The sequence below is a fragment of the Acetobacter ascendens genome, from assembly GCF_001766235.1.
GTDB classification, from domain to species: domain Bacteria; phylum Pseudomonadota; class Alphaproteobacteria; order Acetobacterales; family Acetobacteraceae; genus Acetobacter; species Acetobacter ascendens.
This window is the reverse complement of record NZ_CP015164.1, coordinates 2,467,494-2,489,415: the sequence shown is the minus strand read 5'-3', so window position 1 is coordinate 2,489,415 and position 21,922 is coordinate 2,467,494. Positions and strand designations below refer to the sequence as shown.

24 protein-coding genes, 2 tRNA genes and 1 pseudogene are annotated in these 21,922 nt (G+C 48.2%); 16 read left to right on the top strand and 11 right to left on the bottom strand.

Going from position 1 to position 21,922, the window contains the following annotated elements; all coding sequences use genetic code 11:
- Positions 1-8: 8 nt before the first annotated feature.
- Positions 9-641, bottom strand: a complete 633-nt coding sequence (locus tag A4S02_RS12210) for a Maf family protein (RefSeq protein WP_070323933.1) — start codon at positions 639-641, stop codon at positions 9-11.
- A 369-nt stretch (positions 642-1,010) separates the two neighbouring features.
- Here A4S02_RS12210 and hemE point away from each other — a divergent pair, with 369 nt between their 5' ends.
- Genes hemE through hemJ form a run of 3 tightly spaced genes read left to right on the top strand, consistent with a single transcriptional unit; the run spans position 1,011 to position 3,243 of the window.
- Positions 1,011-2,090 carry a uroporphyrinogen decarboxylase gene (gene hemE, locus A4S02_RS12205; protein WP_082246834.1) on the top strand — a complete coding sequence of 360 codons (1,080 nt, stop codon included), beginning with the start codon at positions 1,011-1,013 and terminating at the stop codon, positions 2,088-2,090.
- Positions 2,087-2,788 carry an HAD family hydrolase gene (locus tag A4S02_RS12200; RefSeq protein ID WP_082246833.1) on the top strand — a complete coding sequence of 234 codons (702 nt, stop codon included), beginning with the start codon at positions 2,087-2,089 and terminating at the stop codon, positions 2,786-2,788. Before hemE ends, A4S02_RS12200 begins: the two co-directional genes overlap by 4 nt.
- A 2-nt stretch (positions 2,789-2,790) precedes the next feature.
- A complete protein-coding gene (gene hemJ, locus A4S02_RS12195; protein WP_070324268.1) occupies positions 2,791-3,243 on the top strand; it encodes a protoporphyrinogen oxidase HemJ in 453 nt (150 codons plus the stop codon).
- Positions 3,244-3,277: 34 nt separating this feature from the next.
- Here hemJ and A4S02_RS12190 read toward each other — a convergent pair whose 3' ends face one another.
- Positions 3,278-3,853, bottom strand: coding sequence for an NUDIX domain-containing protein (locus A4S02_RS12190; protein WP_070323931.1), 576 nt, complete (start codon positions 3,851-3,853; stop codon positions 3,278-3,280).
- Between the two features lie 96 nt (positions 3,854-3,949).
- On the opposite strand from A4S02_RS12190, the pseudogene A4S02_RS12185 reads away from it, so the two are divergent.
- The 3 genes and pseudogenes from A4S02_RS12185 to A4S02_RS12175 all read left to right on the top strand — a co-directional run bounded on the left by A4S02_RS12185 (position 3,950) and on the right by A4S02_RS12175 (position 5,971).
- Positions 3,950-5,168: pseudogene (locus A4S02_RS12185) on the top strand (MFS transporter).
- Between the two features lie 63 nt (positions 5,169-5,231).
- Complete coding sequence (locus A4S02_RS12180; protein ID WP_070323930.1) at positions 5,232-5,816, top strand: LOG family protein; 585 nt, start codon at positions 5,232-5,234, stop codon at positions 5,814-5,816.
- Between the two features lie 78 nt (positions 5,817-5,894).
- Positions 5,895-5,971: transfer RNA gene (locus A4S02_RS12175), tRNA-Pro, on the top strand.
- Between the two features lie 117 nt (positions 5,972-6,088).
- Here A4S02_RS12175 and A4S02_RS12170 read toward each other — a convergent pair.
- A complete protein-coding gene (locus A4S02_RS12170) occupies positions 6,089-6,532 on the bottom strand; it encodes a hypothetical protein (RefSeq protein WP_019089058.1) in 444 nt (147 codons plus the stop codon).
- Between the two features lie 254 nt (positions 6,533-6,786).
- On the opposite strand from A4S02_RS12170, the gene A4S02_RS16375 reads away from it, so the two are divergent.
- A complete protein-coding gene (locus A4S02_RS16375) occupies positions 6,787-7,479 on the top strand; it encodes a hypothetical protein (protein WP_026019351.1) in 693 nt (230 codons plus the stop codon).
- A gap of 46 nt (positions 7,480-7,525) precedes the next feature.
- On the opposite strand, the gene A4S02_RS12160 is transcribed toward A4S02_RS16375, so the two are convergent.
- On the bottom strand, positions 7,526-7,990 hold the full coding sequence (locus A4S02_RS12160) for a methylated-DNA--[protein]-cysteine S-methyltransferase (RefSeq protein ID WP_070323928.1): 465 nt from the start codon (positions 7,988-7,990) through the stop codon (positions 7,526-7,528).
- A 162-nt stretch (positions 7,991-8,152) separates the two neighbouring features.
- Here A4S02_RS12160 and mnmE point away from each other — a divergent pair, with 162 nt between their 5' ends.
- The 9 genes from mnmE (at position 8,153) to A4S02_RS12115 (ending at position 16,469) form a co-directional block, all read left to right on the top strand.
- On the top strand, positions 8,153-9,484 hold the full coding sequence (mnmE, locus tag A4S02_RS12155) for a tRNA uridine-5-carboxymethylaminomethyl(34) synthesis GTPase MnmE (protein WP_070323927.1): 1,332 nt from the start codon (positions 8,153-8,155) through the stop codon (positions 9,482-9,484).
- A gap of 21 nt (positions 9,485-9,505) precedes the next feature.
- On the top strand, positions 9,506-11,386 hold the full coding sequence (mnmG, locus tag A4S02_RS12150) for a tRNA uridine-5-carboxymethylaminomethyl(34) synthesis enzyme MnmG (RefSeq protein WP_070323926.1): 1,881 nt from the start codon (positions 9,506-9,508) through the stop codon (positions 11,384-11,386).
- Positions 11,370-11,966 carry a 16S rRNA (guanine(527)-N(7))-methyltransferase RsmG gene (gene rsmG, locus A4S02_RS12145; RefSeq protein ID WP_070323925.1) on the top strand — a complete coding sequence of 199 codons (597 nt, stop codon included), beginning with the start codon at positions 11,370-11,372 and terminating at the stop codon, positions 11,964-11,966. The genes mnmG and rsmG overlap by 17 nt, the downstream gene beginning before the upstream one ends.
- On the top strand, positions 11,959-12,756 hold the full coding sequence (locus tag A4S02_RS12140) for a ParA family protein (RefSeq protein ID WP_019089064.1): 798 nt from the start codon (positions 11,959-11,961) through the stop codon (positions 12,754-12,756). Before rsmG ends, A4S02_RS12140 begins: the two co-directional genes overlap by 8 nt.
- On the top strand, positions 12,753-13,676 hold the full coding sequence (locus A4S02_RS12135; RefSeq protein ID WP_070323924.1) for a ParB/RepB/Spo0J family partition protein: 924 nt from the start codon (positions 12,753-12,755) through the stop codon (positions 13,674-13,676). The genes A4S02_RS12140 and A4S02_RS12135 overlap by 4 nt, the downstream gene beginning before the upstream one ends.
- 68 nt (positions 13,677-13,744) lie before the next feature.
- Positions 13,745-13,820 (top strand) — tRNA-Lys (locus A4S02_RS12130).
- A gap of 274 nt (positions 13,821-14,094) precedes the next feature.
- Entirely contained in the window at positions 14,095-14,793 is a 699-nt protein-coding gene (locus A4S02_RS12125) for a glutathione S-transferase (RefSeq protein WP_070323923.1), read from the top strand.
- A gap of 657 nt (positions 14,794-15,450) precedes the next feature.
- Positions 15,451-16,002 carry a phosphate-starvation-inducible PsiE family protein gene (locus tag A4S02_RS12120; RefSeq protein ID WP_019089068.1) on the top strand — a complete coding sequence of 184 codons (552 nt, stop codon included), beginning with the start codon at positions 15,451-15,453 and terminating at the stop codon, positions 16,000-16,002.
- A gap of 50 nt (positions 16,003-16,052) precedes the next feature.
- On the top strand, positions 16,053-16,469 hold the full coding sequence (locus A4S02_RS12115; RefSeq protein WP_070323922.1) for a DUF4186 domain-containing protein: 417 nt from the start codon (positions 16,053-16,055) through the stop codon (positions 16,467-16,469).
- A gap of 19 nt (positions 16,470-16,488) precedes the next feature.
- Here A4S02_RS12115 and ubiM read toward each other — a convergent pair whose 3' ends face one another.
- The 7 genes from ubiM to hisH are packed head-to-tail and all read right to left on the bottom strand — an operon-like array spanning position 16,489 to position 21,881.
- Complete coding sequence (gene ubiM, locus A4S02_RS12110; protein ID WP_070323921.1) at positions 16,489-17,673, bottom strand: 5-demethoxyubiquinol-8 5-hydroxylase UbiM; 1,185 nt, start codon at positions 17,671-17,673, stop codon at positions 16,489-16,491.
- On the bottom strand, positions 17,670-18,266 hold the full coding sequence (locus tag A4S02_RS12105; RefSeq protein ID WP_070323920.1) for a nitroreductase family protein: 597 nt from the start codon (positions 18,264-18,266) through the stop codon (positions 17,670-17,672). The genes ubiM and A4S02_RS12105 overlap by 4 nt, the downstream gene beginning before the upstream one ends.
- A gap of 33 nt (positions 18,267-18,299) precedes the next feature.
- Positions 18,300-18,674 carry a histidine triad nucleotide-binding protein gene (locus A4S02_RS12100; protein WP_019089072.1) on the bottom strand — a complete coding sequence of 125 codons (375 nt, stop codon included), beginning with the start codon at positions 18,672-18,674 and terminating at the stop codon, positions 18,300-18,302.
- A 6-nt stretch (positions 18,675-18,680) separates the two neighbouring features.
- Positions 18,681-19,115 carry a phosphoribosyl-ATP diphosphatase gene (locus A4S02_RS12095; protein ID WP_019089073.1) on the bottom strand — a complete coding sequence of 145 codons (435 nt, stop codon included), beginning with the start codon at positions 19,113-19,115 and terminating at the stop codon, positions 18,681-18,683.
- A gap of 8 nt (positions 19,116-19,123) precedes the next feature.
- Complete coding sequence (hisF, locus tag A4S02_RS12090; RefSeq protein ID WP_019089074.1) at positions 19,124-19,900, bottom strand: imidazole glycerol phosphate synthase subunit HisF; 777 nt, start codon at positions 19,898-19,900, stop codon at positions 19,124-19,126.
- On the bottom strand, positions 19,900-21,225 hold the full coding sequence (hisA, locus tag A4S02_RS12085) for a 1-(5-phosphoribosyl)-5-[(5-phosphoribosylamino)methylideneamino]imidazole-4-carboxamide isomerase (protein ID WP_070323919.1): 1,326 nt from the start codon (positions 21,223-21,225) through the stop codon (positions 19,900-19,902). The genes hisF and hisA overlap by 1 nt, the downstream gene beginning before the upstream one ends.
- Complete coding sequence (gene hisH / locus A4S02_RS12080; RefSeq protein ID WP_070323918.1) at positions 21,225-21,881, bottom strand: imidazole glycerol phosphate synthase subunit HisH; 657 nt, start codon at positions 21,879-21,881, stop codon at positions 21,225-21,227. The genes hisA and hisH overlap by 1 nt, the downstream gene beginning before the upstream one ends.
- Positions 21,882-21,922: the final 41 nt, after the last annotated feature.

Below are 21,922 nucleotides of genomic sequence, written 5' to 3'. Positions count from 1 at the left end.
CCCTATTTTCAGTAAAAAATCACCTTCATCTCTCGCAACGCTTCAAGAAGAGGCAGAAGAGGCAACCCCTGAATGGAAAAAGAATCTCCTTCTATATGCGCAAAAAGCTGCAAGCCTGGCCCTTCCAGCCTATATGCGCCCACAGAAGTCAAACATGCTGGTCCTTCTGTTTGCAGATAAGCGTCCAAAAAAGCTTCTGAAAACAAACGCATGGTCAAACGTGGTTGATCCACATGCTGCCATACCACCTGACCATTCCGACACAACACAACCGCCGTATGCAAAATATGGGTATTTCCTCTTAGTGCCAGAAGTTGCTCACGGGCCTGCGCTAAATCCTTGGGCTTGTCATACCATACGGAATTGCAGGACAGCATCTGGTCCGCGCCAATAACAAAAGCATCTGCCTGCTGAACAGAAAGCGCCTTGGCTTCTGCCAATCCAAGAGCCACAGCTTCTGGCTTCCATCCCTCTCGTTTGCCTGCTGCTTTGAGGATGTCTTCATTTACACCTCCAACCCGGACTTCAAAATCCAGCCCAACATCCTCAAGCATTTTGCGTCTAGAAAAAGAACCACTCGCCAAAAGCAGTTTCGAATCTCTGTTCTGTAATGGAGTCGGCATTAGTACTAAATCCTGCATCAATTCGAGTCCCGTTCAGGTACTCGTAAAAAAATGGCCTGTGAGTACTCACCTGAGTACCGGGGTACATGTGGATTGTACGGAACTCATAACTGCGACGTACCGAGTACCGGGCACAACTCTCTAAAACGATAAACCGGTGAGTTGTACACAGCCCCGTAAGGGTACTTTCTGGATAACTTTAAAAAGTCCTTGTTTTCCAATAGCCTAAAATCTGTACACAGTGTGGGAAAGCTGGGGTACATTTTTGGAATACCGGGTACCCCACCATTCACAGTACTTTTAAACAACTACAAACCTATTCCTTTCTTTTTTTATAGGAAGAGGGGCGTGGACAGCGTGAACAAAGACGTGGCAGGACATCGAAGCATGATGACAGACCAACATATTCCCTCCGCCAAACGGCTCTTAAGAACACTCAACGGTGAAGCCCTGTGGCCACCTCCAATGTGGCTGATGCGTCAGGCTGGTCGCTTTCTGCCAGAATTTCGGGCTATGCGTGCCAAAGCAGATTTCCTGACACGCTGCATGACACCGGATATTGCAACAGAACTGACATTGCAGCCGATCAAACGTTTTGGAATGGATGGCGCTATTCTGTTTTCCGACATCCTGATTTTGCCATGGGCAATGGGGCAATCTCTTGAATTTGTAGAAGGCAAAGGCCCTGTGTTGGGCGCTATTCGCTCTGAACAGGATCTGGCTCGGTTGGATGCTGCACGTATTGCCGAAGTTACAGCTCCAGTTTTGGAAACTCTGACACGCTTGCGTAAAGAGTTGAATGGCCCAGATAAAATTGGTGTCGCGCAACCAGGTGCAACAACCCTACTTGGTTTTACGGGCGCACCTTTTACGGTTGCCTGCTACATGGTTGAAGGGCATGGATCGCGCGAGTTTGCTGTTACCCGGAAAATGGCTTACGCAGAACCCGTTCTGTTTGATAAACTTATGGATTTACTGACCCAAACAACAGCTGAATATCTTTGCAAACAGATTGAAGCTGGTGCTGAAGCAGTTATGTTGTTTGATTCATGGGCAGGCCTGTTATCGCCATCAGAATTTCGCAAACATGTTATTGCGCCATCTCGCCAGATTGTTCAGGCTATTAAAGCCCGGCATCCTTCTACACGCATTATCGGGTTTCCGCGTTTAAGTGGTGTATTGGTTGCTGAATATGTCCGGGAAACAGGCGTAGATGTTGTAGCGCTGGACACAGGGGCAGATATGGAAATTGTGCGCTCCATGCTGCCAGAACATGTTGGCATTCAAGGTAATCTGGATCCAGTTGCCGTATTGGCTGGTGGAGATGCCATGAAGCGTGAAGCACTTGCTATTCGTGAAGCTGGCCGAGGGCGTGCGCATGTTTTCAATTTAGGTCATGGTGTTTTTCCGCAAACACCTGTTGAACATGTTGCAGAATTGGTAAGCACAATAAGGGAAACAGCGTGATGGTAGAACAACCATTCGTTCTTTCCCCTCAAGGGCATCTCAAGCTTATTATTTTTGATTGTGATGGTGTTCTTGTTGATAGCGAAGAAACGTGTTGTCGCATCAGTGCAGAAGAGGCTCGGCGTGTTGGTATGAATGTGCCGGATGATCAAGCTGTAAACGTATTTTCCGGCATGGCATTGCCGGGAATACAACACATGATTGAACAGGAAACTGGCGCCAAGTTGGGGGCTGATTGGGCAGGCATGATGCAAAAACGCTTTGTGGCAGCCATGAAAAATGGTGTTGAGCCAGTAGATGGTGTTTATGATATGCTCAACAGTATTCAAAAACTTGGTATTCCTGTAAGAGTTGCATCCAACTCATCTCAAGAAGAAATGGATGCAAAGTTTTCTATTGCCAATCTTGAACATTTTTTTGAAAACCGCATTCACTCTGCAAGAGATATGGGAATTCCAAAGCCCAAGCCTGATGTGTATCTGAAAGCAGCGGAAGAAGAAGGTGTTTCTCCTTCAGAATGTCTTGTGCTGGAAGATAGTGACACAGGAGCACGAGCAGCTGTTGATGCCGGAATGACCTGTATTATGCTGAGATCTGATGAAAAACCTATTCCAAAATGGAAAAATATTTTAAAAATTAATAGTCTTTCACAATTTACGGCATTGGTTCAGAAAGCCTTGCTGCTGCAAGGACATTAATGATGGTTATAGATGCCCTTTTGCCTTGGTTACGTTGGCTTATAGCGTTCCATATCATGTCTGTTATGGCGTGGATGGCTGGATTATTTTATCTGCCAAGGTTGTTTGTTTATCATTGCCAGGTTGTTGTTGGATCTCAGGAAAGTCAGCGCTTCAAAATTATGGAACGCCGGCTTCTTAAAGCCATTATGACACCAGCTATGTGTGCTAGCCTACTTTTTGGTGTGCTCCTTGTGTTTACACCAGGAGGTGTGGATTGGCATGCTGGGTGGTGGCATACAAAACTTACTGCTGTATTCTTTATGTTTGCTTTTCATGGATGTTGCGTACGTTGGTGTAAAGATTTTGCTGCTGACCGCAATAGCCATTCAGAAAAGTTTTATCGTATTGCCAATGAAGTGCCGACCATCTTGATGATGGTTATTGTTATTATGGTTGTTGTCAGGCCATTTTAAAAAAAGTCCCTGTATATCAGGGACTTTTTTATTTCTAAATCATGTTTTTAATACGTAGAAGCCCAAAAGCAGCTAAGCTGACCATGCATGTTATCTCATTTCGGCGGATCATGTCTTCAACTTCCGAAAGCAGAAAGGTATGGTATGTCATTCCTTGTTCTGTATCTTCCAACTGACGTGCTCCTTGGGTTAATCCTGTAGCCAAATATACGTGACCTTTCTGGGTAGAATATCCCGCTCCCTGATAAACAATGCCTGCATGTTGCAATTTTTGGGCTCGTAAGCTTGTTTCTTCCTGTAATTCACCTGCGGCAACATCTTCCATTTTGGCATCTGGCCGTGCTTCCCACATACCCATTGGCAACTCCCACAGTCGTTTTTTAATGGGATAACGGTATTGATTGACCAGCGTTACAGTTGGCTGGCCATCTACAGATTTGCCTAAAGGAAGAATAACAACAAATTCGCCTCTTTCTACAATGCCATAGAGACCATCCTTACCATTTGGTAGGCGGATAATATCTTCCCGCACACGGGTCCACGGATTTTCATAAGTAATGCGGGAGGAAACGGTGATGTAACCTTCATCATCAGGTGAAGACATATTCATGCTGGATTCCTAAGTTTTGCTTTGCATTAGCCTATCATATGCGAGCAAATTGGTACGGATTCTGATTATGTAACACCATTACCGTAAAGGAATGTAATGAACGGGAATAATGATATTGAGGTAGCACCAGATACAGCAGGAAAAACACTATGGTCTATCTTTGCGATCGTGGTTTTTACTTTGCTTTGTTATATAGAAATCGGTTTACAAATGGCAGTTGTACCGTTGTTTGTAAAAGAACAGTTGGGATTTAGCTCTGCACTCGCAGGGTTTGCTGTTTCCGTTCAGTATCTAGCCACATTTGTATCCCGTATTGGAGCGGGGCATCGGATAGATACACGTGGCCCTAAAAAAGTTGTTATTGCGGGGCTTTTCCTTGGTGCGCTTTCTGGTTTGCTTATCATGCTTGCGCCTTCCATGATGGCATGGCCTTTAGGGGCTTTGGCGATTGTTTTACTAGGTCGCATTTTTTTTGGGTGTTTCTGAAAGTTGGGTGGCCACGGGTGTTATTGTCTGGAACATCCAAAGGGTAGGGGCCGCGGGAACCGCCCGTGTTATATCATGGAACGGTGTCTGTTCTTATGGCGGTATTGCTCTAGGGGCGCCTATTGCCATGATGATTTATCAGTCTCATGTGGCATTAGGTGGTTTTTGGGGCATAGGCTTGTGCTGTATGCTGATGCTGCTTTTAGGAGTGCCGTGGGCATGGCGCCAGGTAGCAGTCAAACCGCTTGCTCCATCTACAGGTAAGCGCCATTCTTTTATGACAGTTTTCGGTCAGGTCGCACCGTATGGCATGGCTCTGGCTGCGGGTTCTATTGGGTTCGGTGCCATTTCGTCTTTGCTGACTTTGTATTTTTCTGATCAGAACTGGAGTGGAGCTGCAACAGCATTATCTATTTTTGGATGTGTTTTTGTTTTGACACGGTTTGGTTTTACAACTCAGATAACAAAACGTGGTGGTACAATTGTTGCATTGGTTTCCTTACTCGTAGAAAGTTTGGGCTTATGTGTATTGGCTATGGGGCATTCACCTGTTTGGGCAAATATAGGAGCTGCGCTAACGGGTGCCGGTTTTTCACTTTTGTTTCCGGCTTTGGGGGTAGGGGCTGTAGCTCGTACAAAGCCAGAAAATAAAGGGATTGCAGTAGGCGCATTTTCTGTTTTTCTTGATATAGCTCTTGGCCTATCTGGACCCGTTTTAGGGTTTATTATTCCGTTTTGGGGATACCAGGGATTGTTTTTAACAACGGCACTGATGAGCCTTATGGGTGTTGGAATATGTGCTTTTGTTTATCGTCAGGAAAATGGGTAATCCATTTTACCGTAAGAAACAGATACCTAAAACTTTAGAAACCAATTTGGAGGAGCATAAATAATGACAATTGATGTGCGTGCAGTCGCCGTATTTTGTGGTTCCCGTATGGGGACAAAGCCAGTGTATCAGCAGGCAGCACAGGAAACAGGAAAAGAATTGGCGCAGGCTGGAATCCGGCTGGTATATGGTGGCGGTGCAAATGGCCTGATGGGCGTTGTGGCCCATGCCGTTATTCAAGCAGGTGGCAGCGTTACGGGTGTTATTCCTGAATTTCTAAAAACCCGTGAAAAAATGAATGAAGACGTTTCTGAACTGATAGTTACGGATTCTATGCATACCCGTAAGCAGATCATGTTCTCACGGGCTGATGCTTTTTGGGTTTTGCCCGGGGGTTTTGGAACGTTTGAGGAGCTTCTGGAAATTCTGACATGGAAGCAGCTTAAGCGCCATGATAAGCCCATCGTGCTGATTAATGTAGATGGGTGGGGCGATAAGGTTGTCGCCATGCTTGATGAGGCTGTGAAACAGGGTTTTGCCTCGGTTGATGCAAGATCTCTGCTGAGTGTTGTACCGAATGCTGCCGCTGCTCTAGAATGCTCTCGTGTTACTGAGCCCGCAGAAGCATTGGGTATGGATGTAATGTAAAATAAGACGTGCAAGGGTAGGAAGACTCATTTCTACTCTTGCTTCTTAGGCCAGAGCGCTGTATAGGCAGCGTGTAATCGGAGTGTAGCTCAGCCTGGTAGAGCACTGTGTTCGGGACGCAGGGGCCGGAAGTTCGAATCTTCTCACTCCGACCAGTTTTTCCCTTAAAAATATATTATTTATTACATGCGCGATATGCGTATTGCATAAAAAAACTTCTGCTCAGAATTGGATTCCAAGCAGAAGCATTTTTCATAAATTATATTGTGTTATTAGGCACTTTTAACAGCGTAAGACTGTACATCTGATGCATTTGTATGCTGAAAGTTCTGCAATGTGTCTTCAAGAGAAGGCCCAATAAGCAAAGAATCCCAGCGGTGCATTTCAGTCTTTTTAGCTGCAAGAGCTGCGTGGTTAATTTCTTCCAGTTTAATGGCGGCATAAGAGCCTAAACCAATGCTAGCCAAAAAAGCTGCTAAACCAATCAACCCTGGTCCAGAAAACACGTAGTCATTCCAACGTGCTGTCTCAGGCAGCATCTGCCACAGATATACAGAAAAGGGCGTATTATCTACAAAATCAGCCTGGTTTACTGTTAAACCAGAATGAAAAATAGAAAACTTAAGCCCACATGCAATAAAAATAAAAGTGGAGCAGATGGCCAGGCTAAGGGCAGCAAGCCACAGGGAAACAAAAGTTGCTTTTTTCCATGCCATGAGTCCGGCCTCCTAATTTGGGGTGTTAGGGGGCAAAGCTGAAGATAAATCTTCTCCGCTTCCTCCAATGATTAAAATGTATACCAGGAATGCAAAAAACGCAACATGAATCTGAGCTTTTATCTTACCTGATGAAGCAAAAAAGCAATGGCAAACTGTCTTTTAATGCCCATGTAATAACTAGAAGAAGGACATATTACGGTATTATGTCGTGTAAGCAGTATCCAAGGTTAAGTGCAAAGGGCACCGATGTTATGTGGACTGCAATATCCAAAAAAATAGGGCTGGCAGCTCTTTTGGTATGCGGACTTAGCGTTCCTGTATTTTCAGCATATGCCCACCCCGGCCCAGGTGGTGGTGGCTTTGGTGGAGGGGGCGGTTTTGGCCACGGTGGCTTCGGCGGCCCAGGTGGTGGTGGTTTCGGTCATGGTGGCTTCGGTGGCCCAAGAGGTGGTGGTTTCGGTGGTCCGGGAGGAGGTTTTCCTCATGGTGGATTTGGCGGGCCACATGGCGGCCCAGGTGGATGGGGTGGTGGTTCTTGGCGTGGCGGCGGCTGGGGAGGGCGTCCGTGGGGCGGTGGTTGGTACGGCGGCTGGGGTGGCGGCCCATGGGGCTGGGGTTATCCGTATTATGGTTGGGGCTATGGTGGAGGACCGTGGGGCTATCCTTACTGGGGCGGCGGCTGGGGCTGGGGGGCGCCGTTTATGTTCGGTTCGGTGCTTGGTTTAGCAATAGGAAGTGCAGCTGCATCTGAATATAATTCGGCACCACAGCAGAGCATTTATGCGCCCCCATCTTACTATTATAATGGTGGCCAGCAGGGGGGAAATGCACCTTCTTATCCACCCCCAACAAGTTATGGAAATGATACGGATTCATCTTCTGTGGTCAGATGTAGCGCCGGGAAATTTTTTAATACCCGTACAGAAAGCTGTGACAGAAAATAGAGAACATACGTTCATCCGATAACGCTAGAATCCGTATCAGAGCAGTTTAGGAGTGGTGTGGAAATTTGGCGCCTTCTAAGCGTAGAAGCCACGCTTTATCATCCACACCACCATCACCAGAATATCCTCCTAAGCCAGAAGCCCCCACAACGCGATGGCAGGGAATAAGGATGGGGATAGGGTTTCTCCCAACGGCTTGACCAACTGACTGGGGACTACCACCGATTTTTTCGGCGAGTTCTCCATATGTGGTTGTTTCGCCCACTGGGATTTCCTGCAATGCGGCCCAGATTTTTTTCTGATAAGCTGTTCCATAAGGATCCAGAGGAAGCGGGAAAGAACCTGCACTCTCAGGGTCATCAAACCAATTATCCAACCATTCACGTGCTTGGCAGAGCAGGGGAGTTTCGGTTTGATCTCGACCCCATCCCCAATCCAAAGAGATAATCTTCCCGTCTTCTTCAGACAAAGTGATTGGACCTAAAGGAGAGTGCAGCGAGAGTTGGGGCATAAAACATAAACCTTACTTTTGTTCAAAATCTTTTGGTGTTGTCTAACCGGAGTGTGCTTCATCACGCAGGCAAGGGGGAGGCTATCATTTTTTAACTCTACGTTTGCATGAAAAACTGCATTAGAAGCAGCAAGAAGAAACAGGCATACGATAACGGAAAGGGTGGCCGCGTTGGGGTATCAGGCTGAAGATACAATCTTTGCGCTTTCAACAGGAATAGAGCGTGCGGCAATTGCAGTTTTGCGTGTGAGCGGTGCAGGCAGCCGAAACATTCTTTTACAGGTTTGTGGCAAGCTGCCTGTAGCGCGTAAGGCTGTTCTTCGTAAAATCTGGAACAATGCTTCTACTCAAGATGACTTACTAGATGAGGCGTTGGTTCTCTGGTTTCCTGGCCCGCAAAATTATACAGGTGAAGATGGGTTTGAACTGCATCTACATGCTGGGCCTGCCATTATACGTGCTGTTTCCGAGGCTTTGGTGAACGCTGGGGCGCGGCCAGCTGAGCCCGGTGAATTTACAAGGCGTGCATTTGTGAATGGTCGCATGGATCTGGTTGAAGCCGAGGGTATTGCCGATTTGGTTGCTGCTGAAACCGATGGTCAAAGAAAGCTGGCTTTGGCACAAGCTGATGGTGCATTAAGCCAATTATATTCAGGCTGGTCTGAACGGTTAAAAAAGATACTCGCTTTTCAGGAAGCTCTTATAGATTTTCCGGACGAAGATTTACCCGCTGAAGTGGAAGAGGGTATCAATCAGGAAATTCAAAAACTTCAGTTTGAAATGCAGCAACATATTGCCGACGGTGAGCATGGGGAGAGAATACGGCAAGGGGTCGTGTTTGCTATTACAGGCCCACCAAATGCAGGTAAAAGCAGTTTGTTAAATTGGCTTACGGGCCGGGATACTGCCATCGTATCTTCAAAGGCAGGAACAACGCGTGATGCCTTAGAGGCCGCCTGTATTCTTGCCGGGATAAAAGTGACATTTGTTGACACTGCTGGTTTGCGAGAAACAGATGATGAAATTGAAGCGGAAGGGGTACGCCGTGCATTGTTTCACGTGAAACAGGCAGATTGTGTGTTACAAATGTTCCCAGCCAATGAGCCGCCAGATGATATTTTCCCCGGCGCCACTTTGATTGGGAATAAGGTAGATATCGGTGAAATTCCCAAAACCATTCTAGGCAAGGATGTTTTTGCCATTAGTTTGAAAACAGGAGATGGGCTGCCTGAGTTATATACTTTCCTACAGAGAAAAGTTGAGGAGCTTACGGCTGCATCCGCATCTGGAGCACCGCTTCTTACGCGCGCACGACACAAAGCAGGCGTGCAGGAGGCTGTAAGGTGCCTCCATGCTGCGTTGCTGCAGGATTGGCCAGAATTGCGTGGTGAAGAGCTGCGGTTAGCTATGCGGGCGTTAGGGCGCCTAACAGGGCATGTTGGTGTAGAAGATCTGCTGGATACGATATTCGGCCAATTTTGTATTGGAAAGTAAGGTGTGCAGGAAGGGCAAACGATGAACAAGGCTTACGATGTTATTGTGGTAGGAGGAGGCCACGCTGGATGCGAGGCCGCTGCCGCTGCTGCGCGTTGTGGTGCCAAAACGCTTTTGTTAACGCACCATAAAAACACGGTTGGCGCTATGTCCTGTAACCCTGCCATCGGTGGTATCGGTAAGGGGCATCTGGTGCGTGAAATTGATGCGCTGGATGGTGTTATGGCACGGGCGGCAGACCGAGCCGGTATTCACTTTAAACTTCTCAATCGCTCTAAAGGACCCGCTGTGCAGGGGCCGAGAGTCCAGGCTGATCGTCTTTTATATCGTCAAGCTGTGCAGGATATTCTGGCAAACACAGAGGGACTTGATATTGATGAGGGGGCTGTAACGGATTTTATTTGTGATGATCAAAGCCATGTTGCCGGTGTTGCCTGTGAAGATGGACGCCAATGGGCAGCGGGTGCTGTTGTTTTAACAACAGGTACGTTCCTGGATGGAGTTATTCATATAGGGCATAAAAGCCAACCAGCGGGGCGAATTGGAGAACAACCTTCGGTTGCATTGGCGTCACGGTTAAAAAAGTTAGGTTTGCGGATTGCGCGCTTAAAAACTGGAACACCAGCGCGGCTCAAACGTGACACAATAGATTGGGCATCGCTTGCTGTTGATAAGGGGGACGCGTCCCCCGAGCCGTTTAGCCGTTTAACAGCGTCCATCACAAACCCGCAAATGGTGTGCGGCATAACTGCAACAGTTTCAAAAACCCACGATATTATCAGAGAACATTTACATCTTTCTGCTGTATATGGCGGGGCTATTTCGGGCCGGGGGCCACGGTACTGTCCTTCTATTGAAGACAAGGTCGTGCGATTTTCAGAAAAAACGGGACATCAGATTTTTCTGGAGCCAGAAGCACTTCCTGATCACGAAGGGGGGGGGCTGGTTTACCCCAATGGTATTTCTACCAGCCTGCCGGCAGATGTGCAGGATGCCATGATCCACTCTATCCCAGGGTTGGAGAAGGCGGTTATTGCGCAATACGGTTACGCTGTAGAATATGATTACGTTGACCCACGCGAACTAACTGTTTCTTTAGAACTTAAAAAGTGCCCTAATTTATTCTTAGCAGGCCAGATTAATGGCACCACAGGCTACGAAGAGGCTGGCGCTCAAGGCCTTTTGGCAGGTGTAAACGCAGCAAGAAGGGCAGGTGGGCAGAAAGCTGTTAGCCTTGATCGCGGGAAAGCTTATTTGGGCGTTATGATTGATGATCTGACAACGCAAGGGGTGAGCGAACCCTACCGCATGTTTACATCACGTGCTGAATATCGGCTGACATTGCGGGCGGATAATGCAGATGTGCGTTTAACCCCGATAGGCTTGGAGTGGGGATGCATAGGTGCTGAAAGGCGTGAGGTCTTTGAGCGAGATATGCATGAGATAAAGCACTTCACTCAAAAAGCAGAAGCAGAAAGCTGGCCTCCACAGGCACTTTCTCAAGTTAGCATTAAAGTTGCTCAAGATGGTCGCCGTCGGAACCTTCTGGAAGTGATGGGGCAGGCAGTTGATGAGGATACCATAGAAACTTTAGCACCTTGGGTGCAGGAGTATTCTGAGCGTGCACGTAGCTACGTGAGAACAGAGGCGCGCTATAGCGGTTATCTGGCAAGGCAAAAGCGTGAGATCAAACAACTTGAGGCAGAAACAGAAATCCGTTTCCCTCAGGATATGGACTTCAGAAAAATAGGCGGCCTGAGTGCTGAAATGCAGGAAAGGTTAGAGCAGGCACGGCCAGAAAGCTTTGGTGCAGCACAACGTATACCAGGCATAACACCTTCTGCCCTTATGGCTGTTCTAGCTTATCTTAAAAAAGGGCAGCACCATGCACAAGTGGCCTGAGGGAGTTCATGTTTCACGTGAAACAGAAGAAAAGCTTTTCGCGTTTGTAAGCCTTCTGGAAAAGTGGAACCCTCGTATAAATCTTGTTTCTTCCAAGGATATTGAGAATGTCTGGAGCAGGCATGTTCTTGATAGTCTTCAACTTGTTCCTTTGATACAAGGCCAAAGCCGATTTATTGATATGGGCTCTGGGGGCGGGTTTCCTGCTGTGGTGGTAGGGATAGCAACTGGTATACCCGGGGTTTTGATTGAATCGGACCAAAGGAAGGCTGCTTTTTTGCGTGAAGTCGCACGGCTTACCCAAACAAATTTGGAAGTTTTGCCATGCAGGCTTGAAAGTGTAAAAGTTCAGCCCGCACCTGTAGTAACAGCGCGGGCTTTAGCTCCGTTGGTTAAACTTTTGGAGTGGGCGCACCCGCTGTTACAGCCTGAAGGGAAAGCTATTTTTCTTAAAGGGCAACAGGCTGTGCAGGAAATCCAAGACGCGGAGCAGGTCTGGCAGATGGATGTTCAAGCATATCCAAGCCAGACAAGTTCTGATGGTATGATTCTGGAAGTGAGAAATTTTAATCGTGTCTAAGGTTAAGAAGAGCGGGAAAGCCTGCCACGTTTTTGCTGTTGCAAACCAGAAAGGGGGCGTAGGTAAAACCACTACGGCCATTAATCTGGCAGCATCTCTGGCGGCTGATGGTGCTAAAGTTGTACTTCTGGATATGGACCCTCAGGGGAATGCTTCAACAGGTTTGGGGGTTGATTATGATTCCCGCAAAGGTGGCTCTTACGCGCTTCTGATGCATGAAAAAGCCGCAGATGATCTTTTGCAGCCTACCGAAATTGATAATCTTTCAGTCATTGCCGCCAACACAGAGCTGGTAGGAGCTGAAATTGAACTGGTGGATGCGGAGCACCGAGAAACCAGATTACGCACGGCATTAGAGCCTTTGCGTGAGACCGTGGATTTTGTGATTATAGATTGTCCCCCTAGCTTGGGGTTGCTGACATTGAATTCCTTTGTGGCCGCAGATGGTGTTCTGGCTCCACTACAGTGTGAGTTCTTTGCCTTAGAAGGTTTGGGCCATCTGGTTAAAACTATTGGACGCGTGCAAAAAAACCTGAACCCTGAGCTGAAAATGGCGGGCATTGTTCTGACCATGTATGACAGACGAAATAATCTGTCTGAGCTTGTGGCTGCAGATGCACGAAGCTTCTTTGGTAAAGATGTGCTCGAAACGGTTATCCCACGTAATATCCGTATTTCAGAAGCCCAGAGCCACGGTCAGCCTGTTATGCTGTATGATTCCAGAGCAAGCGGAACAACAGCTTATCAGGCATTGGCAGCAGAAGTCATGAAGAGGGCATCGGTATCATGAGTGGTCAATCATCACGTAAAACCTCTGCACGTCCCAAGCTTGGTCGTGGGCTGGCTGCTCTGCTTGGTGATGCTGCTTCTGTAGAGGAACCTGCATCTTCCTCCAGTAAAACTGCCGGCAAGGCTACGCCTACAGCAAGCTCATTACCAGTTGAGGTTCTTGCTCCGGGGCCTTTTCAGCCACGCCAGGATATGGAACCAGAAGCCTTACAGGAGCTTGCTGAATCTATTCGGGAGCGGGGCATACTTCAGCCTATTCTGGTGCGGCCAGATCCTCATAAAACTGGGCATTACCAGATTATTGCAGGGGAACGTCGTTGGCGTGCTGCGCAGTTGGCGCAGTGCCATGAAGTGCCAGTGCATGTCCGGGATCTGTCTGAAGCAGATGCCATGGCAGCCGCTCTGGTTGAAAACCTTCAGCGTGCAGATCTGAACCCAGTTGAAGAGGCTGAAGGTTTTAGTCGGCTAATGGAAGAATATAGCCTGACCCAAGAGGAATTGGCCAAAGCTATAGGCAAATCTCGCCCGCATGTTGCCAATACGCTGCGTTTGTTACGTTTGCCTGATGTTGTGCGGCAGGAACTTAAAAAGGGAACCCTTTCTGGGGGACATGCGCGTGCGTTGCTGGTGCACCCTGATCCCATACAGGCCGCCGCAGAGGTTATCTCTAAAGGATTATCTGTCCGGCAAACGGAAGCTTTGGTTCAGAAAGCTCTTGAGCAGGCAAAAAATACAAAAGTTGAACCCAAAGAACCTAAAGTTATGAAGGATCCCGAAATTTCCGCATTGGAAAGAGATTTGGGAACGCGCTTAGGGCTTAAGGTTCAAGTCCATTTTGATGGACGCAAAGGGGGCTCCTTACAAATTCATTACAAAAGCCTGGATCAGCTTGATGCCGTGCTAGCTATGTTAAAAACCTAAATTTCAGACTTGTCTTAATGATTTAGAGGTGGTAAAAACTGCCTCAATTCAGCAGTTATATGCTGTAAGGGCGCATAGCTCAGTTGGTAGAGCAGCTGACTCTTAATCAGCGGGTCCAAGGTTCGAGCCCTTGTGCGCCCACCAAATTTTTCTTAAATTTTTGGTGGTATTTTGGTGGCTGGCTAGTAAGGCAGAGGCTTTTTCTTGCCTTTGGGTTTTACGGACAAAAGCCGCACCAGCTTTCGCTTATCCTTTGCTACTTTCTAGTGTTTGCGTATTTTTTTTGCTGCAATTTTGCAGGTGCAAAAATATGCCTATGGTATGGTTTAAATGGCATACGGAACCAAAGCCCCTAAACACATCTTCTAATTGGTAATCAGCTCTGTTTGGGCACCAGTTGGAAGAAGGGCCGTGTATTATGATAACCGTACATCATCTGGATAACTCCCGTTCACAGCGAATTCTGTGGCTGCTGGAAGAACTGAAACTTCCTTATGACATCCAGTTTTACAAACGCGACCCTAAAACTATGATGGCTCCAAAGTCTCTGCGGGCTATTCATCCGTTGAGCAAGGCTCCCATCATAACGGATACAGATGGAAATGTGACGCTGGCAGAAAGCGGAGCAATCATCGAATATCTCATCAATAAATATGGCAATGGCCGACTGGCACCAGCGCGCGAGACACCTGAATATATTCGTTTTCTATACTGGCTTCATTACGCAGAAGGGTCTGCTATGCCGCCACTATTGCTGAAGCTGATATTCGGTATGCTGCCCAAGCAGGCTCCTTTGCCCATCCGCCCTTTTGCTTTCCTGATTGCAAAAGGGGTGCAATCAAAGTTGATAAATCCACAGCTAAAATTGCATATGGATTATTGGGAACACAGTCTCTCTGAAAATGAATGGTTTGCCGGAAATGATTTTACCGCAGCGAACATTCAGATGAGTTTTCCTCTTGAAGCAGCCGCTGCTGCACGTGCTGGGGCAATAAAGAATCGGCCTCATGTGGCGGCATTTCTGCATCGTATTCATAATCGTTCTGCCTATCAGCGTGCCCTTCATCGTGGCGGGGCATATGCTTACGCCAACGAAGGCAGCAAGGCGGCACCGTAGTAATACGGAAGGGAAATTACGCCTCATGCAGTTTTGGTGGGTGAAACATACTTTCCAACGCTTCCGGCCAAATTCGCCAGGAAGGTGTGGTGAGCCATCCTGCGGCTATTAGCCCTCAGCTTGGCGTATGGGGCAAGATTTTCTGGCAATGACGCAAGGGGCTGGCAATGATGATGGTGCGTTATGCACCTTAAACGATGCCATAGCTCAAACTATTCAAGTAGATGTGGCGTTGAGCCAGACAGAACGCCAAGCCTAAATATCAAGCTAGACGCGGGTAAGGTAAATTCAGAAGCAGTGTAGAAGCAATAGTGACAGGGGCCGAGCATATAGACAGCCACAACGGCTGTCTAATATCGATCATCTGTTTGACTGCGGATATATCACTTTTAGTGATGAAGGGACTGTGCTGGTTGCAGCTCAAGTAAACAAAAATTAGCTTGTACTATTAGGCTGCCAAGAGGGGCTGAAAGTGAAAGGCCGCCAGTTCACGAAGCAGCAGAAAACATATTTAGATTATCACAGGATAACGAAATCATTCCGCTCTAGATGGCGCTAGGATTCAGTTAAAAAGGAAATAATCATCATCTAAGTGAGACTTGGTCAGAATATTCTGATAGAAAGAACAGTCCTTTTTTACCAAATGTATAGAGAAACATGAGCAGTCCAGACCATAATCAGATGTCCCAAGATCCTTTTTCTCGTGAAGCAACACGGCTGCGGAAAAGCTTTTTTGAGATGAATCTTTATGAAGGATTCGAACTTCTGATCATGCTGGTTCTCACGGGCCTGATCATGGTCATTACAACTATTGCAACATGGCATCTGACCAAAGAGGTTTGGTATCTGGTGATGTCATCGCAAATAGATGCTTCAAATATGCCCGCTTTTCAGGAAGTGTTTGGCAATATTTTTACGGTGATTATTGCTCTGGAGTTTAAAAGCTCGCTGCGTATCAGTCTGTCGCATAGTCGGGATGTTGTGCGTGTGCGTACAATTGTGCTCATTGCGCTTCTGGCTGTTTCTCGCAAGTTTATCATTCTGGATTTGCACGAAGTAAGGCCTGCTGAAATGCTGGCATTTTCGGCTGCAGTCTTGGCTTTGGGTGTTGTTTACTGGCTGATTCGCGAGCAGGATATTCGTGTGGCAACAGGTAAGGGTGAACTGATCGCACAGACACCTGTTCCCCCTGTAAAAACAGATGAATGATAGCCACATTATTATAATGTTGTATTTTGCTTTTCAGGAACATCATAACAGTGCAGCAGGGTGAGCTTTTCTCGCAGGAGCAAACACTTCCTGCGGTGCCAGATACCCTGTGGGCGCGGCTTGCAAGGTCATCTTTTCGGAGCAGGTTTCATTTAAACTGTCAGGATATGACATATCTGACAGGAAAAGGTTTACCTGTGGTTGCTGAGCATGGGCGAGATTTTATTACTCGGCGTCTTGCTCCTGCAAATCCCAAAAAAGATGGCAAGCAAACCCCATGGAAAGGGCATCCTGTTTTTGTGGCACAACACGCTACGGGAACATGTTGTAGATCATGCTTGGAAAAATGGCATGGTTTTATAAAATACCAGCCTCTTTCTCCAATGCAGCAGACTTATGTGCTGGCTGTTATTATGGGTTGGTTGGAACGTGAATTAGAACGCGAAAATAAAAAAGGCAGCCTCTAATCAGGCTGCCTTTTTACAATCAGGCCGTTGTTTTTTTGTCCATTAGCAGCGTGGTAACGGCCTGCTTAAAAGGCGTAAACCTGTCTGCCAGACGGATGCAGGCTTGCCTAATGGGTTTAAATGGCAGCGCATCATGCGTGTAAAGTGAGGCAATGCCGTTTGTGCCTGCAAATAACAAAGCAGTTGCACGTCTGTGTTGCCGTTCATACTGCCGCAAAGCATGTGCGCTTCCGGCATCAGCCTGAGTGTTAAAGGCTATGCGAATACATTGGGCAAGTGTTTCCTGCCCCTTCAACCCCAGGTTGAAGCCGTGTGCTGTAATGGGATGCATCCCTACAGCCGCATCACCAACCAAAGCTAAACGTCGTCCTACGAAACGATGCGCATACACTCCTTTAAGCGGATAAGCATGACGTGTGCTTACAAGGCGCATTTGGCCTAGTCTGGCCCTAACGCGTTGGGTAATTTCCGCATTGAATTCATCACGCGGTGTTGCAAGCAGGCGCTGTATTTCGTTTGCTGGCAGCGTGAGAACTAAAGAGGACGCCATACCGTTTACTGGCAGCAAGGCTATCGTCTGTCCTTCATCAAACCATTGTAGCGCGATGTTATGATGAGGAGATTCATGCGCCATGCGGCAAACCAGCATGGATTTGTGGAAATCATGCACAATCGCGCCAATACCTGCGCGCCTGCGTGTGAGGGAAAAGCGACCATCAGCCCCAACAACAAGACGTGTCTTAATCTGTCCGCCCGAATGGTGGACGGCTGCATAATCTTGGCCTTGTCGTACTGTTTCTACGCTGGTGTGAGGCTGTAGGTGAACGCGCTCTTTTTCGCTTGCAGCGGCAAATAGGGCGCGCCGAATGTGGTTGTTGGAAACCAGCCAGCCAAGAGCTTCCTCTCCACGTCCGTTTGTATCAAATGTAAGCGGGTGGCGGAAATTTCCTGTTTCAACATGAGCTTCACGCAAAGGGCAGATAACGCTTTGCGGGATATGGTCCCATGCTTCGCATTCTTTAAGAATACGCATGGAATAATGCGTAAGGGCTATTTCCCGCCCATCAAAAGGAGGTTCTTCCCATACAGGTAGCGCAGAACGTTCTAGCACGGTTACAGAAAGGCCCGCCTTTTCTAATGAAAGGGCTGTTGCCAACCCAACGGGGCCACCACCAATAACAACGGCATCTGTTATATGTGTCATGGTGTTTTTCCATCAGCTGCAAAACTTACCGGCTCGCCCTGCCACGTAGCGGTGAACTGAACCGGATCTGGGCGTTTGGGTGCAGGAAGCGGCGCGTCTGGCGTGCCGATAAATAAAAAGCCTGCCAACTTATGGGGTGCGGGAAAGCCGAGTTCTTCTGCAAGAACCGGATCATTCACCACATCACCAGAAACCCAAATAGCACCAAACCCTAATGTGTGTAGTGCATTGAGAATATTCATGGCACCTGCGGCTACAGTCATTTCCTGTTCCCATAAAGGAATTTTATGTTCTGGTCGCAAGTGCATACCTAGAACGAGTGTCATGGGAATTGTGGAAAATCTGTTAAAGCGCTTTTCTTTTTTAAACTCAGGCGCTTCTGGATCAAGACGAACCATACTGGCAACAATACGTTTGGCTAGCAGCGGTCGCGCATCATCTTTTACAATAACATAACGCCATGGACGCAGCTTTCCATGATCTGGAGCCCGCATAGCAGCCGCCAAAACCTCTGCCATTTGCGCCTCAGATGGTGCCGGAGCCTTAAGGTGATCCGTAGAGGCACGAGATAAAAGCATGTCCATGGGTGTCATAAGGATATGTCCGTCTGGCTAAGAAACAAAAAATCAGGCCGGGAAGGCTGGCAATGCTTTTCCGCCCAGAAGATGGATATGAAAGTGAGGAACCTCTTGGCCACTATGCAGGCCCGCATTCGTAATCAGCCTATAGCCATTTTCTTCCAACCCAAGATCAAGCGCAATCTGGCCCGCAGCGCGCATAACACCTGCAATTTCTTCTGCTGGTGCAGTCTGGCTGAAATCCATAAAGGAAACATAAGGATTTTTGGGAATAATCAAAACATGAACAGGAGCTTTGGGCATGATATCATAAAATGCCAGAACCCATTCGTTTTCAAAAATGGCTTTGCAAGGAATTTCGCCGCGAAGGATTTTTGAAAAAACGTTTTGCGGGTCATATGGCCCTCTACCTGTTACAGCCATTTCTGATTATTCCTTTACAGATTTTGTTGTTTTGGAACGGGCAGCTTTTTCGGCAATGCCGCTTGTGCCTTCACGGCGCTGCAGTTCGGCCCAAACCTGATCTGGAGTAATGCCAGCGTCTACCCACAAAACAATAAGGTGGTAGAGTACATCAGCACTTTCACCAATCATAAGGTCTTTACGGCCAGCTACGGCTTCAATCAAACACTCTACAGCTTCTTCCCCAAATTTCTGGGCAATCTTGTAAGTGCCTCGGGAAAGTAGGCGCGCTGAATGGCTTACAGAAGGGTCTGTGCCCTTACGGCTTTGCACAACATCGTAAAGGCGGTTCAGAACGGAAATATCTGCTTCTGAAATTTCAGGAAGAGATAGAGATTCTTTGTTTTTTTTAGATTTTGTATCTGTTTTTGCTTCTGCTTTGGATGGTGCTTTTTTTGTCATGATACGGATTAACCTGCAAAAGGGGCGGGGGAAGGGCGAACCGGCAAGCCTGCTTCTGACAATGCCGCTTTAACCTGAGGAATGGTGAACTGGCCAAAATGGAAAACACTTGCTGCCAGAAGGCCTGTGGCACCAGCCCTGGCACCTTCTACAAAGTGTTCCAGCTTGCCCACGCCGCCAGATGCAACAATGGGAAGCCTTACGGCCTGCGTTGCTGCTTTAAGAAGTTCCAGATCAAACCCTGTTCCTGTGCCATCCCGATCCATGGATGTGAGAAGGATTTCTCCGGCACCACGTTCTGCAACCTCACGGCACCAATCTATGGCATCTATCCCGGTAGGGGTGCGGCCACCGTGGGTAAACACTTCCCATTTTCCTGGTGCAGTCTGGCGTGCATCTATGGCAACCACAACGCATTGGCTGCCAAATTTGTTGCCTGCTTCATTTACCAGTTCAGGGCGGTTAACTGCTGCGGAATTCATGGCACATTTGTCTGCGCCTGCCAGCAGAAGGCGGCGCATATCGTCCGTTGTACGCACACCCCCTCCGACTGTGAGGGGAAGAAAGATTTTCTCGGCTGTTTTGCTAACAACTTCCAAAATTGTATCACGGTTTTCATGGCTGGCTGTGATGTCCAGAAAAGTCAGTTCATCAGCCCCGGCTGCATCGTAAACAGCGGCTTGTTCAACCGGGTCGCCCGCATCGCGCAGAGAAACAAAGTTAACGCCTTTGACCACTCTGCCGTTTTTAACATCCAGGCAAGGAATAACACGTAGTTTCAGCATCAGCTTAATACCTTTAGAGCTTCAGCTGGGGTTACGCGCCCATCATACAATGCGCGGCCCACAATTACGCCTTCAATACCCGGAGCGTCCTGCGTGGCTTCCCGCAGGGCAATCAGATGCTCAATGCTGCCAACGCCACCGCTGGCGATAATCGGAATAGAAACCGTATTGGCCAATGTAATGGTTTGTTCCACATCCAGCCCTTCTAGCATGCCATCACGGCTGATTTCCGTGAAGATGATGGATGCAACACCAGCTTCCTGCATACGTAGGGCCAGTTCGGTGGCTTGCATGTCAGAAACTTCGGCCCAGCCTTCGGTTGCAACGCGGCCGGATCTGGCATCAATGCCCGCAACAATGCGACCCGGGAAAGCGCGGCAGGCTTCACGCACAAGAGAGGGGTTTTTTACGGCAACAGATCCCAAAATAACGCGGCTGATTCCGGCCTCCAGCCATGCTTCAATGGCCTTCATGTCACGCAGGCCGCCCCCAAGCTGGACGGGAATATCTGTTGATTCCACAATGGAGCGTACAGCCTCTGCATTTTCAGACTGTCCGGCAAAAGCCCCGTTCAGATCCACAACATGTAGCCATTTAAAACCTGCAGCTTCCCACGCCAGCGCCTGAGCGCCAGGGTTATCTGAATACACGGTGGCATCATCCATTTCCCCGCGGCGTAAGCGTACGCAGGCCCCATCCTTAAGATCAATGGCAGGGTAAAGGGTAAGAGGATGCGTGGAGGAGGATGCTGTCATTGTTTCAGGCCGCGTTTGCTGAAAGGAAGAGGAAAGGGGAAGAGGATCTGTATCCAATGATTTAGTGAAGTACAGACCGCGCAGGTAAGTGTCGCCCAAACGGGTATAGAGGGGGTGTGTGCCCCAATGCAGGAAACCAGCCTTACGGAAAAGGGCAATGGCGCCATCCTGTGTTTCAGGCACTTCGGTATTCATAATCCGAAAGCCCATGCTGCGGGCTGCATTTTCTACTTCGTGCAATAAGGCTGTGCCTAGGCCCTGACGTTGCGCATATGGTGCAATAAACAAATGCGCCAGAGTAACGCACATGGCTTGCAGCTCATTATTACGTGCGCTGCGTACAAGCTGTGCACATCCTACAATCACACCGTTATGCCGGATAACAAACAACATGCGTTCAGGCACTAGCAACAGGCCTTTGAAGTAGCGCTCCAGTACCTGCCGCCCTTGTGGCTGGAGCCAGCCAAAACCGCCACCATCCAGAATGGAAGCATCTACGGCTTCACATAAGGCCTGAAGGTCATCTTCTTCTAGGTTAAGAATGCGTTGAACGCGTTTATTCCGGGTCATTATACGGAAGCTTTCGGATTCCACCTTAAAAAATTGGCGAGAATCTTGAGGCCAACAGTCTGGCTTTTTTCAACATGGAACTGTGTGCCAGCAACATTTCCCTTACACACTATAGCAGGCACGCTGCCGTCATAATCTGTAGTGGCAAGTAAAACATCTGCCGCAGTGTTTTGCAGCGCATAGGAATGCACAAAGTATCCATGCGGTGCATCACCCAACCCTTGGGTGAGGGGGTGCTGCGTGTGAAGCTCCAACTCGTTCCAGCCCATTTGGGGAAGGCGGAGGCCCGTGGCTTCCATCTGGGTGATTTCTCCCGGAATCCACCCAAATCCTTCTGTTACCCCATGTTCCCGCCCGCGTTCCGCCATAAGCTGCATACCAACACAAATGCCTAAAAAGGGTGTGCCGTTGGCTGTGGCATTTAGAATGGAATCTTTTAAGCCGGGAATGGCTTCTAACCCACGAGCGCAATCTGCAAACGCGCCTTGTCCGGGCAGAATAATACGGTCTGCTTGCCGGACAGCAGCGGGTTCGTTGGTGATAACAACATTAGCTGTAATACCTGAAAGCTCAGCAGCCCGCAGGGCAGCACGGGCAGCGGACGCCAGATTGCCGCCTTCATAATCAACAACGGCGATAGAAAGAGGCTGGGTCATGGAACCCTCTTGTTGCTGGTGATCCTACCTGAATCCTGCTG

What these genes read in the sequence shown, in the direction of transcription:
- hisA (WP_070323919.1), bottom strand. Translation starts at nt 21,225, where the DNA reads ATGACCCGGAATAAACGCGTTCAACGCATTCTTAACCTAGAAGAAGAT.
- hemJ (WP_070324268.1), top strand. Translation starts at nt 2,791, where the DNA reads ATGGTTATAGATGCCCTTTTGCCTTGGTTACGTTGGCTTATAGCGTTC.
- A4S02_RS12160 (WP_070323928.1), bottom strand. Translation starts at nt 7,990, where the DNA reads ATGCCCCAACTCTCGCTGCACTCTCCTTTAGGTCCAATCACTTTGTCT.
- A4S02_RS16375 (WP_026019351.1), top strand. Translation starts at nt 6,787, where the DNA reads ATGTGGACTGCAATATCCAAAAAAATAGGGCTGGCAGCTCTTTTGGTA.
- A4S02_RS12210 (WP_070323933.1), bottom strand. Translation starts at nt 641, where the DNA reads ATGCAGGATTTAGTACTAATGCCGACTCCATTACAGAACAGAGATTCG.
- hisF (WP_019089074.1), bottom strand. Translation starts at nt 19,900, where the DNA reads ATGCTGAAACTACGTGTTATTCCTTGCCTGGATGTTAAAAACGGCAGA.
- A4S02_RS12135 (WP_070323924.1), top strand. Translation starts at nt 12,753, where the DNA reads ATGAGTGGTCAATCATCACGTAAAACCTCTGCACGTCCCAAGCTTGGT.
- hemE (WP_082246834.1), top strand. Translation starts at nt 1,011, where the DNA reads ATGATGACAGACCAACATATTCCCTCCGCCAAACGGCTCTTAAGAACA.
- A4S02_RS12120 (WP_019089068.1), top strand. Translation starts at nt 15,451, where the DNA reads ATGAGCAGTCCAGACCATAATCAGATGTCCCAAGATCCTTTTTCTCGT.
- rsmG (WP_070323925.1), top strand. Translation starts at nt 11,370, where the DNA reads ATGCACAAGTGGCCTGAGGGAGTTCATGTTTCACGTGAAACAGAAGAA.
- A4S02_RS12095 (WP_019089073.1), bottom strand. Translation starts at nt 19,115, where the DNA reads ATGACAAAAAAAGCACCATCCAAAGCAGAAGCAAAAACAGATACAAAA.
- hisH (WP_070323918.1), bottom strand. Translation starts at nt 21,881, where the DNA reads ATGACCCAGCCTCTTTCTATCGCCGTTGTTGATTATGAAGGCGGCAAT.
- A4S02_RS12125 (WP_070323923.1), top strand. Translation starts at nt 14,095, where the DNA reads ATGATAACCGTACATCATCTGGATAACTCCCGTTCACAGCGAATTCTG.
- A4S02_RS12100 (WP_019089072.1), bottom strand. Translation starts at nt 18,674, where the DNA reads ATGGCTGTAACAGGTAGAGGGCCATATGACCCGCAAAACGTTTTTTCA.
- mnmG (WP_070323926.1), top strand. Translation starts at nt 9,506, where the DNA reads ATGAACAAGGCTTACGATGTTATTGTGGTAGGAGGAGGCCACGCTGGA.
- A4S02_RS12105 (WP_070323920.1), bottom strand. Translation starts at nt 18,266, where the DNA reads ATGACACCCATGGACATGCTTTTATCTCGTGCCTCTACGGATCACCTT.
- A4S02_RS12190 (WP_070323931.1), bottom strand. Translation starts at nt 3,853, where the DNA reads ATGAATATGTCTTCACCTGATGATGAAGGTTACATCACCGTTTCCTCC.
- A4S02_RS12170 (WP_019089058.1), bottom strand. Translation starts at nt 6,532, where the DNA reads ATGGCATGGAAAAAAGCAACTTTTGTTTCCCTGTGGCTTGCTGCCCTT.
- ubiM (WP_070323921.1), bottom strand. Translation starts at nt 17,673, where the DNA reads ATGACACATATAACAGATGCCGTTGTTATTGGTGGTGGCCCCGTTGGG.
- A4S02_RS12180 (WP_070323930.1), top strand. Translation starts at nt 5,232, where the DNA reads ATGACAATTGATGTGCGTGCAGTCGCCGTATTTTGTGGTTCCCGTATG.